Origin of the sequence: Fictibacillus nanhaiensis (assembly GCF_019801215.1) — a bacterium.
In the GTDB taxonomy this organism is placed as follows: domain Bacteria; phylum Bacillota; class Bacilli; order Bacillales; family Fictibacillaceae; genus Fictibacillus; species Fictibacillus nanhaiensis_C.
Window position 1 is genome coordinate 747,510 of sequence record NZ_JAHVJO010000001.1, and the last position, 15,581, is coordinate 763,090.

Genomic DNA, 15,581 nt, shown 5'->3' on the forward strand with positions numbered 1-15,581 from the left:
ATGCAACCGTTTGTGGAATATCAAATTCGACCAGATTCAGTGTAGTATCAAAACCGTTAGGTGGAGTCCGGTCAATAGTGAAATTTAGGTTAAAAAAAAATAGTTATTCACTAATATGAAATGTCTTAAAAACACCTTTAAATCCACAGCACTTCAGATATTCCATGTATTTCTCTACATTAAACTTGTCAAAGTCATTAAAATACCAAGTGACATTCTCAGTGTTAATACTTTTACATATTTCCATAAAATAAATAGCATCCACTTCATTAAATGAAAAACCATATGAGTATATATTGGTTATATTTGCTCCTCTTATACTTTTAAAAAAATCCAAGTTTTCTTCAAGGGCTTTTTCAGTCTTCTTTTTTAATTGTTCATCAATTTTACTTAAGCCGTCTTGTGAACCAATATGACTTTGCATGTATTTGTCATAATAGTCCTCTTTGTTTCCGTGCCCAAAGAAAATCTCTTCATACTGTTTTCCATGTATATGACAGATATCCACTAGGGAAACGTCATAAACTATCTCTAACGTTTCAGTATAATTGAATGATAAAAACTGATCTTCATCTTTTAATAGTTTAATAAAGTCTTTTTTGGGACTTACTGAGTGAATGCTTATTGAATTAACCCATTCCCAAAAGAAGTTTTGAATCTTTGTGGTAGGAATAACTAATTGAGAAGCCATATCTTCATTTCGATATGCGGTTTTCCACATATCTACGTCCCCATCTTTGTCCAATATATCATCGAACCAATCAAATGCTTCACTAAAATCTAAATTCCCTAATGCCGTTTCAATGTCACTCCACTTTTCCTCATTTTGCTCAGCCATATTTATTAAATAAAAGAGCATGGATAATACTTCTTCATCATCATATTCCACTCCACCATCTGGTAAATGTCTTTCATTTGGTACGATTAACTCGTCCATTTTTATTTCTGGGTAGTTTGCGAGAAGATATTTTCTAAAATGATTGTAGGATGTTTCTAACTCATGGTCCAAATCAAACCCATTTCCAACAACAAAAAGATTAGACACTTTATCCTTCCTTTCCCAAAGGAAATATTTTCTTACTTTATAATAACAAAAAGAGAATAATAAAATAAAATAACCAATATTACATAATAATTTTAACAACAGGAATGAAGAACATTTAAAAGAAGCGTTATAGTAAACAAATAAAGGAATACCGATTTTACTTAGTAGGTGGTATAGGCGTTTAAAAGTATTCTTTCAAAAATGTATAAGAATTGGACGCTATTTCGGTGATAGACGAACCGAAATCACAAGGCAAATATCAGGGTAAATTACTTACTTTTAGTCAGCAAAATCACTTAGAAAAACGCAGAGTTCTTAGCACCCTCTGCGTTTTTCTTTCTACTTTTTTTTCACTGTTTTTTCATTATCTTGCTCGATTTTTAGTCCAACTAAATAAAATATATTTCAGTTTGGATCAACAAATATCAAACGATTTTTTCCTGTTTATCTTCAACAATCGCACCCTATTGTCGAATAACTATTGGAATAGTGAGGTAATCCAATTCTGATCTGATGTTTTAAGTAGTTTGAGGACATTTTCTGCAACTTTTGCATAATCTTCCTCTGTCATAACGTTTTCGTAATTAAACCATATGCCATCTTCTTCTAAAGAACTCGCCCCTAATCTATATCGATCATCTATATGATGAGCATTTACTTTATTGGGCGGAATAATTTCTCCCCAATACATTGTTGTGCCTTCTGTAGGACACGTTGCTAGCTCAACAACAAATGAGCCACCCCATCTATTAAATTGAAAGGTAATCAAATCAATATTGTTTTCATTGACTCTTCTAAAATGCGGTAAGGAACCTTTGAATCGTTGTTCTCTCAAAATTGGTATTACTACCTGTTTTAAGGCTGCATCCATTTTCTTTCTTTCATTAGATGACATTATATTGCTCTCCTCATTTTTATGATTGCTTAAACATTTGAATTCAATAAAGAATGCATTTCCACTTCTTGAAGAAATGCACCCGTTTATGGAATAAAGACTCTGCGAGTTTACAAGCTCAACTAAATTTTTTTTTAATTTGTTGGAATTATGCTTTCTAACTCAATAATTTCCTCATTAATTAGGCTTTTTAGTTTCTTAACAAAGTCATCTAGCTGATTAAGTTCAGTAATAATAAAGAAATTTGACCGCATGTGATATGGTTTTTCCATTTTATTATCGGCTATTATCTCTATCCCAATATGTCCTCTGTCATTATGTTTGAAAAATCTAAGGGATAAGAAATGAGTGACATTTTCTATGTCATTACCTGATGTCCATTTGAATTCAGTCATGTTTAGGTTTGAAAAATTTTCAATCCCTTGTCTAAATTCTTCAAGGTCTTCATTTGTGGTGTAAAAATCTATAAGAACGCTGCAGTAGTTACCTTCAAATTCCATTCTTATCTCATAAAAATCAACGTCTTCCCATATTTTTGTCATTCTTATACTAGGTTCAGGCATGTTGGAAGACTCCCCTTTTTTTAATTAGTCTACTTTTATTCAATAAAAAGAGCACTTCTCCTTCTTAAGGAAATGCACCCGATAGTAGAAGAAAAATATATAGTAAAGAATGAGTGAATTTCTATTTGAATATATCTGCTACTATATTACTGAACTCTCTTAAATAATGAAGGTAGTTGTCTCCCCCGTAGTTATACCTCTTATTATACATTTTTGCCACGACAAGATTATGTTTAGGAATGACTAACAGAGTTGGTCCAGTTATACCTAAGATTTGATAAGAACCTTCAGGCACCCTCTCTCCTATTTCGCTTTTAAGGGATGGTGTATCTTGTACATACCAAAACAATCCGTTTTGTGGTGTATCTTTATCTTTGTAAATTGGGTTTTGTACTTGGTTAGCTAATTCTATAACTTCTTTTGGTACAATTTGTTTGCCATTTACAAATCCATTATTCAAATGAAGATTACCCCATAAAGCAAACTCACGAGCTGTGGTATGCAGGTTTGAGTCACTGCCATCATCTGAACTACCTAATTTAAATGTTGCAGCTTCGTTCGGACTATCAATAACTTGCACCAGTTTTTTATTAGGTTTTGTATACCAAGCAGTTTCTTTAAAACCTAATGGTAAAAATACTCTTTCTTTAAGTAACTCGGGAAAACTCTTTCCATAAAGCTTTTTTATTAATTTTGTCATCATTAATATGTTAATTCCTCTGTAAGCCCACCCTTCGCCTGAGTCGAACTCTCTAAAAATAGTTCCATCATCTTTCTGGTGTAATCCGTGAGAATGAGTAACTAAATGCCTTAGAGTTGTGTTTGCAAGCAATCCCTTATCGTATTCGTCGAAATAATCTATTGCATAGTCATCAAGACTTTTAATTTTATTTTCATATAAAGCAAAAGCTACCGCTAATCCTAAGTAACTCTTTCTTGCAGATGCTACGTTAAACTCAGAGGTTTCTGTAATCGGTGTTGAACTTACCAAATTAGAATGATAGCCACTATAGTGCTCTAATATGATTTCGTTCTCCTTTATTACAACAATCGAAGAAGCACTGCTATGATTAAGCTCCATTATTTCTTCTACATATGAAATTAATCTTTGATAGTTTTTAGACAATTTTTCTACATCTCCCGTTAATTACTCTACTACTTATTCAACAATCCTGCTACGTTTGTGGAATAAAGAAAAAGTATTGGGGCAAGCTGCCTAATCTTTAGCTGTAGCCCCCGTTAAGATTGTATTTAAATTCATGAAACAGTTAATTGTTTTTTATTAATTAACATCTTCCTATAAGTAAAATGTCCTCAATAAAAGAGGAAAAACCTTTAATAATAAGATTGAGAGAAGAAATTAGAGATACCTTTCAAATAGAAGCTTTATCCAGAGAAGGTTTGAATAAATCTTTTTTCATATTCTTCCATTTCATTTCTTCTAAAATCTAGCCTCTTTTGGCAGTGATTCATGGATAAGTCAAAATCATATTGAGCATTTTGATAATTTTGTGGAAGAATTAATAACATTAACTGGTTAAAATAATTGAAAAACAATTTATCAAATTCAATTAATTTTTCTTTCCATAATTCTAAATCAAATTCTTTTCTCGTAATCATTTTAGGGACGAATTCTTGCCCATTACTAACGAACCCCATCATCATATTATTATACCGCTCGCCTAACCCCCTTGTGTCTAGACTACCTCTATGTTTCACATAGTTGTATAATTGTCTTACTTCAAGAGTTAATGGGTTGTTATTAAAGGAGATTAGGTGTTGCCTGAAACTTTCCCTTCCCCTTAAAGCAATAACCTCAAGTAGGCTAGGAAAGGTACATAACCCAGAATATTTATTGTAGTAATCTTGTTTTTCCATAAATAAATAGGAGTTATCTCCTAAGTAAAACCATACAACTTGCCAAGATAAATCAATAGCGTAGTTATAAAAGGATAATGCACTTTGTAGAAACTTTGATCTTATGTATTTGAGGTGTATATCGTCGTTTGTAGATATCAACTGACCAAAATTGTCACAATCAAAATCTGAAAGATAGGATCTTGCATTACTAAAGGCATAATATACATCTCCGATTTTATGTGCAGCATATATGAGACTGGGCTCAAAATTAACATAATGGGCATCCCAAGGTTCGTATTCAAACCAGTGATCAACACTAAAACCACTATACAATTCTTGTATTGTAGTCAATCTCTTCACCTTTTCTTTAATTAATTTCCTTACCTTTTATACACATGTAATAGACTCAAAAATTATATGTACCAGAAATACTGCCAAGGCTACTTTTTTAATACATAGACATACCTGTTCTCAATTCCAATTATTTCAAATTATTCAACTTTAGGCAATGAGTTATTCCACAATATGGCCCGTTTGTTGAATAATTACTTTATTTGAACGGTGTATACATCACTTTATAATTTTTACTTTCAATATAAAACTAACAGTATAATCATTACTTATAAAGACAACTCTTTCTTGTCATTTACTTAAAAAGACAATACATTTATGTCATTAATAATTGACAAAAATGTATTGTCTTTAGAATTAAAATCGTGTTTTTTCTAGGTTTTTAAGACATCACTTTTATGTCATTAGTTTCTATGTCTAAATTGATAAAAATGTGTTGTCTTTCCATCCTAAAGGTTCTGAATACCATTTATTCAATAATCCTGCTAAGCTTGTTCATTAAGAATGACACTCTTAGTAACTTTTCTGTCGATTAAATCTAACTTTTTTACGAGATTATTCAATAGTATCTAGCAGCCCCACCTTAAGGAAAAAGGGTGCATTTCTTTATAGAAATGCACCCTTTTTTGGAATAAAAAGAGTTAATATCTGAAATTACTTTCTTATTTCTTATCCTTACTACTCTAATCTATTATTTTAGGTCAAACATACCTTTTCCACTTTGCATATCAATTGGCAATGATGAATGTTGGTGTGTTATGAGCCAAGACTCATTTACTTTTTTTAAGCCAAATGTAAAACGGTTTGTCATTTGACGAAGTTTTTCTCCAGATTTTTCTCTGTAAGCAGTGAACGTAACAGCACAATGAACAAATGCAACATTAGTATTTTCCTCAATAGTTAAATCATTAATATCTACTTTTAATAAATCTCCGGCTTCACTCAAACCATTAAACCACTCAATCACATTTTCTCTCCATAAAGAAATACCCTTACACTCCCAATTTCCCCAGCAATCATAAATATGTACATCTGCAGCATAGGTAGATAAGAATTTTTCAGCATCTTTTTCATAAACGGCACATTTGTAATTTTCAAGGACGTCCTGAACTATACTAATACCAATTGTCATAAAGTCATCTCCTTTAAAAAAGGTTAAGTTTGTTTATTTTTTTCGATATTAACCCTCTTTTCCTTCTTCAACAATCCTGCTCGTTTGTTTAATAAATTCCATTAAAAAGTGCGTTAGTCCTCCTTGGATCAACGCACCTGTGGAGAGATATTCACCTAAAGGTTAAAATTTAGCTTTATATACTTTTACTTATTTTACAATCACCCAAATAAGATTGTATTTTTGGCAGCACTCTGTCATTAAAATCATTGATTTTATCATATACACATAAAACTGGTCCATCATAATCTTCAATTATATAGATGAAATAAATAAAATGTATGATATCTAATCCCTTTGGCATTATGATACATCTAAACAAACTTTCGATTGCTATTGCTCGTTTAATATCCTCTCTGCCTTTTGTCTTATACCAAATTATATTCGGAATATAAAATGGTTCTTCCTCGGGGAAAATCCACTGATTACTTTTATACAATTTATTTTTAATAATAAACTCCTTATCTTCAACGCTCTCATATTCTAAATTAGTTTCGATAAAACTGAATAAAATAATATCATTTTCAGTAAAAAACGAAAATATTATTGAAATCACAGCCTCTATATCAACTTGATGAAACTTGGAAATATAACGAAAACTACTCAAAGATATCCCACCTTTTATAAGGTTTAAAATATATATGGTTTATACTGTTGGGAGTGTGTAGGTGGAAAACTCACAAAAGAAGGGAATCTTTTTCAGAATCCTTTGTAAGTAATCCCCAAAGCAACCAACAATAGCAACTAAAATTGCTAATAGATAATTCCCCATCCTTAATTTAATTCTTTAAAACTTAAATATCGCATTCTTGAGGAAACGCACTCGATCGTTAAATACAATTGTGTTAATAAATATATCTAAAAGTCTCATATTTTCCATACTTGATAACAGCTTTAAATCCTTCTCCTCCATTTTTATCCTTTAATAAAGCGTCCATCTTATCATCTTTAATATTGTAATGTCTCTTATTTAAGAAGCCTACACTTCGGATTGTTGGATGATGTAAGATTGGTGATAAGTTACCGTCTAACACATTGGTATCAACAAATCTAAAGTCAATTAGGTTTGGTAATTGATATAAAAAATTCAAATTCTCAAGAGTGCCGCAAGAATTAAGGCACAGTACCCGAAGATTTTTCAGAGAGAATAATTCTATATTTGGTACAAATTTTTTTGATTGATTAATATGTAAATGTTCTAACGTATCGGCTAATCCTGACAAACCAATATCATTTTGTAATTTAGTACAATAATGTAATTCTAAACGTTTTAAGTTATTCATTTTTTCTATTCCAAGGAAATCTTGTATATTAGACCAGTTAAATTCAAGATAGAAGAGGTTACTAGGAATACCAATAAAATTGCCTAGCTTATTCTTTTTATGATACCAAAGAGTTAAATACTCAATGTTTTCAAGCTGCATCTCATTAAATTTATCTTCATTTAAGTCTAAGTTAGCCTGAAGATTATCTGGTATTTGTTCGAACCAAATTGTATTGTTTCTCCAGTTATCCATATAAAATCGCCCCTAAATCCTTTTAATTTCTTTTATCTTATCATTTGGATCTCCGTCTGTTAGCACATTTTTTTACCAGTAATTTAACGTAGAATTTAATTTTTCAATTTAGTCTTATTCCACTATCTAGCCGTTTTCATAAAACAAGGGCACATTTCTTATTACAGAAATGCACCCCATTGCGGAAGAAACAGTAATTGTTCAGAAGGTAAATATAAATCCTCAAACCTCTAGAGAATTGGATCAACATCTTCATTCGATAAGGTTATATCAATTACCTTATTGTTGACATACCAAAAGTCAATTTTACATTTATTTTTATGGTCAACGTATCCTATTGTTTGAACACCTTGTACAGTGTATTCATAATAGTTTTTACCATATTTTTTGATTACTTGATTAATGGAGTCTCCATGATTTACTCCTTTGCCGGTTTTAATTGTTTCATTTCCTGTTATAAAAGTTATCTCCTTTTCATTATTAGTCAGGATACCGTACTTATCATTATCTAGATTGTATGAATTTAAGCCATCATTTTTAATCTTAAATCCTTTTATAAAATTGCTTTCTTTTATGTTTGTACCTAAAAAGATTCCATCAATATTTTCTTCAGATAAATCTGTGCTAGGTGTATCGGCAACAATAACCCGTTTATTTTGTAAGAGGGAACAACTTGATAATAGAAGTAAAATAGAAACAAAAAATAATAGCGAGCTAATCATTAAAAATCGGCGTCCCGTATTCACAAACTCATTCCTCTCTACACCTATTCCACAATCCTGCACCAATACTTAATACCAATTATTTCAAAATCAGGTGATTAACTCAATCTTTTTATTTCAATAAAAAAGACACTTACCTATTGTAGATAAGCACCCGATTGTTGAACAAAAACTTTCCAAAGATCTCATTTAGCTTTTTTTGTTTTTTTCGATAAAATCAGATGATACAAGTCCATTTTCCATACGTTATCTTCTTTCTTTAAGCCAAAAGCTACACCTTTTGATTGGCTGCCGTAGTTAATGTTGATATGTACTACACGTTCGTTGATATTTCTATTTTGTTTTGTCTCTTTAATAGAATCATAGTATCTATAAATTAAGTAAACTTCTTCCAAAAATTCGGCTAAATATTCCTCATACTGCTGATTAAATTCTTCAAGTTGGGGGAGTTTTCCATTATCATATGTTAATAATTTTATTAATTCGACTTTGTGTTTCATTACTAAATTTAAGTAAATTAAAACCATTTCTTCTGGTTTAAAATTTGTAAGGTGCTTTAATTCCCCGTCTTTTACAAACAACCTATACTTTTTTATCTTTTCTGGCGTTAGATCTTCAAGGTAGGTAAATTTATTATCTTTATTTTCTTCCTTTGGTAATCCACTATTTTCAGGTTCGTGGTCTTTTCTCTTTTCTGAAATTGCAGGTGAAGCTTGCAAACAACCTGTAATCACAACTAAAAAACTTATAATGACTAAATAGGTTAATAAACGGCTCAATTGTTCTCCCCCTTCATTTTGATCTTAACATTTTTTTACATATAGTATATATAATCCAAAATAAAAAAGCACACTTCTTATTGAAGAAATGCACCCGATTGTTGAATAAGGAACTAAGTAATATAATAGTTAGATGCTAGGAAAATTACTTACTTTTTGGCTCTAGCCTTTTGAATCAGCTTTACAATACTAAAGTTAGGAAAAATGTTCCTAGATTAAGAGCTACTCTTTTCCATCTATCTAATCCATCACTTATAACAATCATTACAGTTGCTGTTACTGCTGCTGTAAGTATTTGAACTTTATTCGTAATTCCTCTCCTTTTTGATGAAATACACCCGTTCGTGGAATAACTAAATTATAAAATAGTACCTTTTTCTTAAGTATGTGAAGAGCGATTACGTGTTAGTAATCGTCTTCTTTTGTGAACAAATGCAAATTTTTGCTCCGATATTTTTCACTGCTTCTTAATTTACGAGTTGCATTTTTAATGTCGCATTTTCTTTTATTTTATTCAAATTCAATCAGAACATAAAAAAGTTAGCCAACCCTCTTTCAAAAAGGTTGGCTAAGTTAGTTTTTAAATCATATTAGTAGAAAATCAGTAGTTTCTCAACAATCTAAAGCCTTTAAAACTATTTTTCTTTTTTTAAATAAAAAGTAACTATTGCAATTAGTAAAAAAATACATACAATTAACCAGTCTAAATTATTCATATTATTTTTAATACGAATACCAATAATTATAATAGAAATGATTAGCAATGAAATATATAATACAATCAACTTTCTATGCATATTAGCATCCTCTCTATTGTATTATCATTTATTAGGGTAAAAGCCACGGAGTTCCAACTCTAGGCACATATAATCTTAAACCTGGACTACCAAGTCTATCATAGCTTTTTAAAGCTGCAATTGAAATTGCCGATCCTAAGATATACCATTGTTTTGGAACCATCCTGTAAACGAACCATGCTACCCCTGAAGATGCAGCAAATCCAGTTTCAATTGCTAAAACAAGATCTTCTACTTCTTTATGGCTAACTTTTATGCGCCAACCCCACCAATATTTGGTTGTTGAATAGTGTCCACTAGGATCAACATACAAAACAGGGTTGTTTTTTGTATAAGCATATTGGTTTAAACTTAATGGATCCTTTTCAAAACCATGGAATGTATCTCTCGAAATAAATCTACCAATATTAGAGTCATAATATCGAGCCATCAAATAATACAATTTTGTTGATTCATCGAATCGGTAACCTGCATAACGGTATGGATTAGCTGATGCCATTGTACCAGTTTGAGAAATGATGTTCCCCCATCCGTCATATTGATATTCGGCAACAATAGACCCGTTAGAATCTGTTAGTGCAGTGACATCTCCATGTCCATTGATATGATAATAATACGTTGTTTCACCCTTAGTCATTGTCAATGGATTATCATTGGCATCCCAAGTATATTCTGCAATAATAGCATTGTTTGCATCGGTTTCAGCAATAACCTTATCTCCATTGTAATGGAAGTAGGTTGTGCCACTAGATTTAGTCATACTTGTCCGTTTACCTTCATGGTCGTAAGTAAACTTCGCAAGGGAATTACCAGTTTTGTCTTTCACTTCGATGAGTTGATTCTCCTCATTGTATACATATGTTTTTTCACCGTCATTGGTTAAGTTACCGTTTTGATCATGCGTATATGCCTGTCCATTGACAGTTGTCAACTCATTTCCGGCATTATACGTATACGTGGTGGTCGTCGTAGTTGCTTTTGTCACAGTTTTCTTTGTACGGTTCCCGGCTGCATCGTATTCATATGAAATCGTTGTCCCGTCCGTTAATGTTTCTTTGGTTAACTGGTTCAACGAATCGTATTCATACGAAACGGTGCCTCTATCTGTTACAATACTTGTCTGGTTCCCGTTCGGATCGTAGCTGTACTTGTACGAATCCAAAACGGTTCCGTCTTTCTTGTAGTTTTTCAACTCGCTTAACTGGTTCACAGCATCATACTGTAATGCAGTATATGCGTTATTTGCCCGTTTAACAGACGTCATGTTTCCACGCTCGTCATAGACAAACTTCGCTTGGTTGGTTCCATTTCGTGATAATGCGATCAGCTGGTCAAGCTTGTTGTAGATAAATTCTGTTGAAACAGTTGTTCCTCCCGTGAATTTCACGGAAGTCAGGTTATCGTTCGGATCATAACTATACTCGGTTTTAATTGATCCTTTAGCCTCCTGGGAAAGACGATTATTTTTGTCGTACACAAAAGTTGTTTGTTTACCAGATGCGTCCGTTACCGAAGTAATGTTACCGTTTACATCATAACCATAATCCCATTTTTTAGTGCCGTTTACGGATAAGCCGCTGATTCGGTTCAAGGCATCATATGTGTTTGAAATGGAATCACCCTTAGGATAGACCATCTTCGTTTGGTTTCCATTACGATCATACTCGAACTGTGTGACCTGGTTTAATGGATTCGTATTTTTCGATAAAAGATTAAACTCGTTATAATCGTATTTCGTTACATTTTGTTTGGCATCCGTTACCGTTGTACGGTTTCCGTTTCCGTCGTAACCGTATGTAGTGACACCCTGTTTTGCATCTGTTAATTTTGTAATTAAACTACGTCCATCGTACTCAAACGACGTTGTTTGTCCTTTAGCGTCTTTCACGCTTGTTTGGTTCCCAACAGTATCATAGCCGAACGAAACAGTATTACCGATTGGATCTTTAATACCTGTCACATAGTTGCCATTAGTATCATACGTTTTAGATGTAATCAACGCCCCGATTTCTAACCGCATGGCATCAAACAATGCTGTCCCTGATTGATTGTAATAGTAATAGTACACATCGATTGAATTGAAAGTTTTTTTCGGATTTACTTCTGCCGCGATATGCTGCCAGTCTGCAGCCGTTTTATCGAAATCATTTGCGGAATCCCAATCAGTAGTTCCTTATGATCCGTGTCATACGTAAAAGTTGTTGCTTTGCCTTCAGGATCGGTCACTTTTGTGAGATTACCGGAAGTATCATATTCATAGCTTTTTGTCCGACCTGCGGGATCGGTTACACTTGATACATATCCATTTGTCCCGTATGCAAGGGTCGTTGCCCTTCCAGATGCATCCTGTACTTTTGTTAATTTTCCAGAAACGTCATACACGAAAGCCATTGGACGGACGCAAAAGGCAAATATTCTGAAAAAGTTTCTCTTGAGCTACGTAAAGAAAAAGGCAAAACGTTTGTTGATGTAATCGCTGACCAAGCGTTTTTAGAGGATTCAGAGACACAATACCCGGTCACGATTGACCCAACGATCAATCACTGGGATGTATTGCGTGACAACTTTATTTCTACTGGCTATCCGGATTCGTATGCGTCCAGCCAAACGTATATGATGACGGGATACCATAGTATAAACGGAGCCACACGTTCATTGGTGCGTTTTTATTTGCCAAGTCTTCCAAGTGAAAGCGTTATTCAAAGCGCAAATTTTAACGCATATCAAACGAAATTTGATGAAACGAATGCGACGATTGATCTCTATCGAATTTCAAGTGATTGGAACAGCAACACTACTTGGAATACGCAGCCTTCGATTGCCAGCCAACCCGAAGCAACGACAACGAGTAATACGGCCAATGCTTATTGGCAATGGGATATTACGAAACTTGCGAGAGATTGGTATAACGGGGTTCAAGCCAACTATGGAATGATGTTAAAACAGCAGAATGAAGCATCATCTCCTTATCGCTCGTTCAATACGGTTAATAGTGGAAATAACACCCCACGATTGACTATTAACTATACGGTGGCAGCTATTGGTTTGGAATCATTTTGGATGACCACAAAAGATGGTGTAAACCCTTCCAATGGAAATCTTGTTTACCAGGAAACAGATGTGACAATTCCGGGACGTGGTCATGAAGTAAGTCTGACCCGAATTTATAATAGCCGAAAATCTTCTTTTAAAGGTTTATTCGGCTATGGATGGATTACAAATCTTGAATGGTTAATCGTTGATTCAGGGAGTGGACCGATTACCTTAATTGATGAAGATAACACCCGTCATATTTTTGGAGAAAAAATCGGAGGCGGATATAAAGCTGCCATTCCTTTCTTAACCTTTCAAAATTTCTTGTACTTCGTTTATTTCAATAAAAATGAGTACATTTCCTTCTGATTCCGTATACAATGGGCTGCTCCTTTCTTGCTTAATATTCAATTTGATTTTAAGAACTTTAAGCAATATGAATACCAGCTGCTAGGAGGTAATCTTTCAACGTTGTTTTTCTGCAGAATTGAAAAATATGCCTGTTATAATTATTTGTTAAAATATTCACTAATCATTTTTCTTTCGCATGAAGAAATCAATAAATATCTGCTATTGCCATTTGTGAAGAAGCAGAATGATTTCAATAATTTTTAAGTTTTTATGTTATTGGTAGTTTGAATTTATTGTTAAGGTATCGTGAACTCTTTTAGCTATTAAATGGTATCCCTTTTTATTGGGGTGAAGTACATCGGAAAAGTATTCTTTTTTGTTTTTACTTTGAAAGATATCATTCGTTGGGATAAAGGCTACATTTGACCTAGACTCCGTTACTTGTTTAGTGGTTTGGTTCCAGCTTTGAATGGCTTCGTTAATATGCGAATCATTTGTACCTTCTACTTTTGGGTTGTATATCCCTAATATATAAATAGGTTTCTGTTTATTTTCATCTTGAATGATGTTCAATGCTTTATTTAAATTATTTTTATAAATTTCTTCGTTTTTCATTAATTCAGGCTTATTAAATGTAGTTAATTTATCAGTGCTTTTTAAGAAATCATTTGTTCCAATATTGATTAAAACAAAATTAGAACGCATGGCTGATTTAGTTATTCTCTTGTTTTCCAATCGGTGTAAGAGGTCCGTGCTTGTATCGTTTGGTACTCCAAAATTTTCAACAATTAACGTTCTCCCCGTGTCTGCTTCATATCTCTCTTTTACATCGCCAAGGTAGCCATTATCATTTGTGTCGCCTACCCCATAAGCCAATGAATCTCCCAATGCGGTTACGACCATTTCTTTTTCATTTAGTGATTTGATAAATAAAATTCCAAACAAAATGATAACTACACTTAAAACCATAATCAATAGTCTCTTCTTCATTACTAACACTCACCTTCTCGTTGTACGTACTAAGTTGCAGCAGATGACGTTTTCTAACACGTTTGATCAACATTTTGTATTCATACCTTTTTTGGTAAGTTTTCAAACAAAACGAATATATTTAAAAATGATTATGAACGCTTAAAGAATTAAGAAATACACTTTTCTAAGGGTTAAGGAGGGATATTGTTGACACAGGAGTATCAAAATTATGTAAATGAAATCTTACAAACATGGAATGATAAGCAAGTTGAAGGTGCTCGAACAATGATAAAAAAATATGGCTATCCTGATGAAGCAACAGAGAGTAGACTTATTTGGTACAACAATGGACCCTGGAAACGAACAATTGTTTACAGAGATCCCGTCCGACACAATTTTCCTACCCCTCATTTAGATTTTATTGAACAAGTTATTGATTACCGAGTGCCACCGAATAGGTATGATGAAGTTGCCCAGTACGATGGAAGTGTTTATTTAGATCGAACTAAAGGAGAAGCATCTGCTAAATGTGACAAAGAAGCAATGAATTTTCTTGCTCTAAACATACTGAATGACATTGTAGCAGGTCGGAGAAATGTAAGAGACGCTAAACTGTTTTACGCACAGACAGCCTATCATTATATGAATGGCAACACTTCATCACCTTATACAAAAGGTTTACTATTTCCAAAACAATTGAACACAGCAGATCCTGATATCATTTATTTCAATTAAAGAATCGTATAACCAACAAACAGCAGCGAATGTAGTTGCTGTTTTTTATTGCATAAGTCGATGTAACTTTTAAAAAGAAAGTAAAGTAATTAAGATTACAGAAAAAAGCAAGAAATCAATGTACGGTAAAGAAGAACAAAGATATGTACCATACTAGGAGGTATAAAGAATGAAATTAATAAATTCATCACAGCAATTTAATCAGATAATAGATAGCCAACATCCGGTTGTTATTAAGTTCTTTGCAGATTGGTGTCCAGATTGTAAGAGATTGGATATATTCCTGCCTTCAGTACTTGAGGAACTAACTCAGATCGAATTTTTTGAAATAGATAAGGACAAATTTCCAGATATCGCGGAATCATTGGATGTAATGGGGATACCAAGCTTACTCGTATTTCAAAATGGTGAAAAACTTGGTCATTTGCACAGTGCAAATGCTAAAACACCAGAACAAGTAACAGAATTTCTTTCCATATATGTTTCAAAAAAATAATTTGTAGGAGCATAACTGCTTATCCATAGGTGGTTATGCTCTTTTAGATCAGATCAAAATATATTAATTGGAGAAGACCTATGGTTCTTTACTCTCAACTTGTCATGCTGTTTCTTACCTATCTTGCGAGTTTGATGATATTTTACTTCTTTTCCTTAACATCCAGGCAGTTTTCCTGTATTTTCAGAAAGGTTAACGGTTTCTGTTTTATTTCAGTAGGTGTACAGATGGTTCCTTATGTTAATAAGTTTTTATGCCGTTTACTATTTTTAATGGTTCTATCCTTTTGTACGG

The 15,581-nt window shown here is 32.9% G+C and carries 16 protein-coding genes; 3 read left to right on the forward strand and 13 right to left on the reverse strand.

Annotated elements, in window-relative coordinates; genetic code table 11:
• Nucleotides 1-103: 103 nt before the first annotated feature.
• The 12 genes from KUV80_RS03900 to KUV80_RS03955 all read right to left on the reverse strand — a co-directional run bounded on the left by KUV80_RS03900 (nucleotide 104) and on the right by KUV80_RS03955 (nucleotide 12,091).
• The gene (locus KUV80_RS03900; protein WP_222461359.1) at nucleotides 104-1,045 is read right to left on the reverse strand and encodes a bacteriophage abortive infection AbiH family protein; all 942 of its coding nucleotides are present in this window, start codon (nucleotides 1,043-1,045) and stop codon (nucleotides 104-106) included.
• Between the two features lie 478 nt (nucleotides 1,046-1,523).
• The gene (locus tag KUV80_RS03905; protein WP_222461360.1) at nucleotides 1,524-1,940 is read right to left on the reverse strand and encodes a DUF4304 domain-containing protein; all 417 of its coding nucleotides are present in this window, start codon (nucleotides 1,938-1,940) and stop codon (nucleotides 1,524-1,526) included.
• Between the two features lie 134 nt (nucleotides 1,941-2,074).
• On the reverse strand, nucleotides 2,075-2,503 hold the full coding sequence (locus KUV80_RS03910) for a hypothetical protein (protein WP_222461361.1): 429 nt from the start codon (nucleotides 2,501-2,503) through the stop codon (nucleotides 2,075-2,077).
• A gap of 121 nt (nucleotides 2,504-2,624) precedes the next feature.
• Nucleotides 2,625-3,629 carry a serine hydrolase domain-containing protein gene (locus tag KUV80_RS03915; protein ID WP_276516585.1) on the reverse strand — a complete coding sequence of 335 codons (1,005 nt, stop codon included), beginning with the start codon at nucleotides 3,627-3,629 and terminating at the stop codon, nucleotides 2,625-2,627.
• 260 nt (nucleotides 3,630-3,889) lie between these two features.
• Complete coding sequence (locus KUV80_RS03920; RefSeq protein WP_222461362.1) at nucleotides 3,890-4,714, reverse strand: hypothetical protein; 825 nt, start codon at nucleotides 4,712-4,714, stop codon at nucleotides 3,890-3,892.
• A 691-nt stretch (nucleotides 4,715-5,405) separates the two neighbouring features.
• Nucleotides 5,406-5,846, reverse strand: a complete 441-nt coding sequence (locus KUV80_RS03925; RefSeq protein ID WP_222461363.1) for a YybH family protein — start codon at nucleotides 5,844-5,846, stop codon at nucleotides 5,406-5,408.
• Nucleotides 5,847-6,021: 175 nt separating this feature from the next.
• Nucleotides 6,022-6,492, reverse strand: coding sequence for a hypothetical protein (locus KUV80_RS03930; protein ID WP_222461364.1), 471 nt, complete (start codon nucleotides 6,490-6,492; stop codon nucleotides 6,022-6,024).
• 238 nt (nucleotides 6,493-6,730) lie between these two features.
• Nucleotides 6,731-7,402 (reverse strand): hypothetical protein, encoded by a 672-nt coding sequence (locus KUV80_RS03935; protein WP_222461365.1) that lies wholly within the window; start codon nucleotides 7,400-7,402, stop codon nucleotides 6,731-6,733.
• A gap of 230 nt (nucleotides 7,403-7,632) precedes the next feature.
• On the reverse strand, nucleotides 7,633-8,148 hold the full coding sequence (locus KUV80_RS03940; protein ID WP_222461366.1) for a hypothetical protein: 516 nt from the start codon (nucleotides 8,146-8,148) through the stop codon (nucleotides 7,633-7,635).
• 161 nt (nucleotides 8,149-8,309) lie between these two features.
• Nucleotides 8,310-8,903 carry a hypothetical protein gene (locus tag KUV80_RS03945; RefSeq protein WP_222461367.1) on the reverse strand — a complete coding sequence of 198 codons (594 nt, stop codon included), beginning with the start codon at nucleotides 8,901-8,903 and terminating at the stop codon, nucleotides 8,310-8,312.
• An 828-nt stretch (nucleotides 8,904-9,731) separates the two neighbouring features.
• Nucleotides 9,732-11,732 (reverse strand): RHS repeat domain-containing protein, encoded by a 2,001-nt coding sequence (locus KUV80_RS03950; protein ID WP_246625018.1) that lies wholly within the window; start codon nucleotides 11,730-11,732, stop codon nucleotides 9,732-9,734.
• 65 nt (nucleotides 11,733-11,797) lie between these two features.
• Nucleotides 11,798-12,091 (reverse strand): hypothetical protein, encoded by a 294-nt coding sequence (locus tag KUV80_RS03955; RefSeq protein WP_222461368.1) that lies wholly within the window; start codon nucleotides 12,089-12,091, stop codon nucleotides 11,798-11,800.
• A 162-nt stretch (nucleotides 12,092-12,253) separates the two neighbouring features.
• Here KUV80_RS03955 and KUV80_RS03960 point away from each other — a divergent pair, with 162 nt between their 5' ends.
• Nucleotides 12,254-13,102: a DNRLRE domain-containing protein gene (locus tag KUV80_RS03960; RefSeq protein WP_246625019.1), complete on the forward strand. Its 849-nt coding sequence runs from the start codon at nucleotides 12,254-12,256 to the stop codon at nucleotides 13,100-13,102.
• Nucleotides 13,103-13,357: 255 nt separating this feature from the next.
• Here the strand turns inward: KUV80_RS03960 and KUV80_RS03965 are convergent, their stop codons facing one another.
• Nucleotides 13,358-14,074: a GDSL-type esterase/lipase family protein gene (locus KUV80_RS03965; protein WP_222461369.1), complete on the reverse strand. Its 717-nt coding sequence runs from the start codon at nucleotides 14,072-14,074 to the stop codon at nucleotides 13,358-13,360.
• A 189-nt stretch (nucleotides 14,075-14,263) separates the two neighbouring features.
• On the opposite strand from KUV80_RS03965, the gene KUV80_RS03970 reads away from it, so the two are divergent.
• Nucleotides 14,264-14,791, forward strand: a complete 528-nt coding sequence (locus tag KUV80_RS03970; protein ID WP_222461370.1) for a hypothetical protein — start codon at nucleotides 14,264-14,266, stop codon at nucleotides 14,789-14,791.
• 169 nt (nucleotides 14,792-14,960) lie between these two features.
• The gene (locus tag KUV80_RS03975; RefSeq protein WP_222461371.1) at nucleotides 14,961-15,287 is read left to right on the forward strand and encodes a thioredoxin family protein; all 327 of its coding nucleotides are present in this window, start codon (nucleotides 14,961-14,963) and stop codon (nucleotides 15,285-15,287) included.
• Nucleotides 15,288-15,581: the final 294 nt, after the last annotated feature.

What these genes read in the sequence shown, in the direction of transcription:
- KUV80_RS03905 (WP_222461360.1), bottom strand. Translation starts at nt 1,940, where the DNA reads ATGTCATCTAATGAAAGAAAGAAAATGGATGCAGCCTTAAAACAGGTA.
- KUV80_RS03910 (WP_222461361.1), bottom strand. Translation starts at nt 2,503, where the DNA reads ATGCCTGAACCTAGTATAAGAATGACAAAAATATGGGAAGACGTTGAT.
- KUV80_RS03925 (WP_222461363.1), bottom strand. Translation starts at nt 5,846, where the DNA reads ATGACAATTGGTATTAGTATAGTTCAGGACGTCCTTGAAAATTACAAA.
- KUV80_RS03935 (WP_222461365.1), bottom strand. Translation starts at nt 7,402, where the DNA reads ATGGATAACTGGAGAAACAATACAATTTGGTTCGAACAAATACCAGAT.
- KUV80_RS03955 (WP_222461368.1), bottom strand. Translation starts at nt 12,091, where the DNA reads ATGGCTTTCGTGTATGACGTTTCTGGAAAATTAACAAAAGTACAGGAT.
- KUV80_RS03965 (WP_222461369.1), bottom strand. Translation starts at nt 14,074, where the DNA reads ATGAAGAAGAGACTATTGATTATGGTTTTAAGTGTAGTTATCATTTTG.
- KUV80_RS03975 (WP_222461371.1), top strand. Translation starts at nt 14,961, where the DNA reads ATGAAATTAATAAATTCATCACAGCAATTTAATCAGATAATAGATAGC.